Consider the following 1,405-nt stretch of genomic DNA (forward strand, 5'->3'; position numbering starts at 1 on the left):
GCAGGAGGCCAGGATCCCGGCGACGGCCCCAGCGTCGATCGGGGCTGTGCTCGTGCTGGCGACGGTGAAAGCGGCCGGGGGACGCGGGGAAGCCGGAACGGAAGCAGGCACGGAGGAGACGTCTGTGGTGGCTGCTCCTTTCTGTGGTCCCGGTGAGTGCAGCACGGACGGGAGAGCCAGGCACAGGGCTGCCGCGGTGCAGGCCGCGGTCGCAGCGAGGGCGTGTCGGCGGTGCCGGCGCCGGTCGGCGCGTCGGCGGATCTCCGCAGCGGGCAGGGTCGGCGCGGGCATCTGCGTGCCGAGCAGCCGCAGCCTGTCGCCGAGGGTGTCGTGGATGGGGTCAGACACGGAGCTTTCCTTCCTCGCTGGTCGGGGTCCGGTCGGCGAGTCCGGCCGCGAGCGCGGCCCGGCCGCGGGCGAGGCGACTCTTGACGGCGCTGACGCTGGCGCCGGTCTCGGCCGCGACCTGCTCGACGGAGAGGTCGCACATGTGGTGCAGGACCAGGGCGCTCCGCTGTGCCTCGGGCAGGTCGCGTAGCGCGGTGACCAGCATCAGGTGCTCCTCGGTGGGCGGTTCGACGGTGGGCGGTTCTTGGCGGTGGTGGCGGCCGGCCAAGTGCAGGCCCCGGGCCAGACGTCGCCAGCGGGAGAGGGCCAGCCGCCGGGCCGTGGTCCGGATCCATGCCTCCGGGGCGCTGTCCGGGTCGAAGGTGCGCCTTCGGTCCCACGCGCGGATGAAGGCCTCCTGGACCACGTCCTGCGCTTCGGACCAGTTGCCGGTTAACGCGTAGAGCTGCCCGGTCAGGCGGGAGAAGGACGCCGCGTAGAACGCGTCGAACTCCTGTGGGGTCATCAAGGGCCTCTCCTCCGGGGCTGTCCGACAGCTCGCGGCACAGGCGGCTCGCGAGGAAGCACTCCTCGGCCGCGGCGGTGGAGCCGTGCGTCCTGAGCGGAGCGTCCCGCCCTGTACGCACGAGCACCGCCCCAGGGTCGCACCCACGGCCTGTGACCTGGATCACGTGCGTGGGGTGCGACCTGCCGGGCGTCGGGAGACCTACAGGGGCGCAGGCGTCAACCGGACGCCCGCAGGAAAGGACACGGATTCATGCGTATCCGCCCGATCATGCTCATCGCCGCCACCGCCACCGCCGCAGCCATCGCGACCGCGGGGGGAATGGCCACCGCCGCAACCGGCCCCTCCACGCCCACCCCCACGGCCCACGGCAAGCCCTCCGCTGCGCCCACCGCCTCGGCCTCCGGCGCCGGCTCGGCCGGCGCCTCGGTGGTCCCCGGCAGCGGCCCGTCCGTTACCCGTTCGACTGCCACCCCGGCCGCTTTCACCGTCGCCAGCACGAGCACAGCCCCGATCGACGCTGGGGCCGTCGCCGGGATCCTGGCCTCCTGT

General features: G+C 73.7%; 1 protein-coding gene and 2 pseudogenes. 1 reads left to right on the plus strand and 2 read right to left on the minus strand.

Annotated features, from left to right (window positions below):
- Both ACFVWU_RS44920 and ACFVWU_RS44925 read right to left on the minus strand, forming a co-directional pair.
- Positions 1–348, minus strand: a pseudogene (locus tag ACFVWU_RS44920) (hypothetical protein); the annotation flags it as partial.
- Positions 341–853, minus strand: coding sequence for a SigE family RNA polymerase sigma factor (locus tag ACFVWU_RS44925; RefSeq protein ID WP_387632523.1), 513 nt, complete (start codon positions 851–853; stop codon positions 341–343). The gene ACFVWU_RS44925 and the pseudogene ACFVWU_RS44920, both read right to left, overlap by 8 nt.
- Before the next feature lie 252 nt (positions 854–1,105).
- Here ACFVWU_RS44925 and ACFVWU_RS44930 point away from each other — a divergent pair.
- Positions 1,106–1,405 (plus strand): annotated as a pseudogene (locus tag ACFVWU_RS44930) (hypothetical protein); the annotation flags it as partial.

The sequence above is a fragment of the Kitasatospora sp. NPDC058190 genome (genome assembly GCF_042883685.1).
Classification (GTDB): Bacteria; Actinomycetota; Actinomycetes; order Streptomycetales; family Streptomycetaceae; genus Kitasatospora.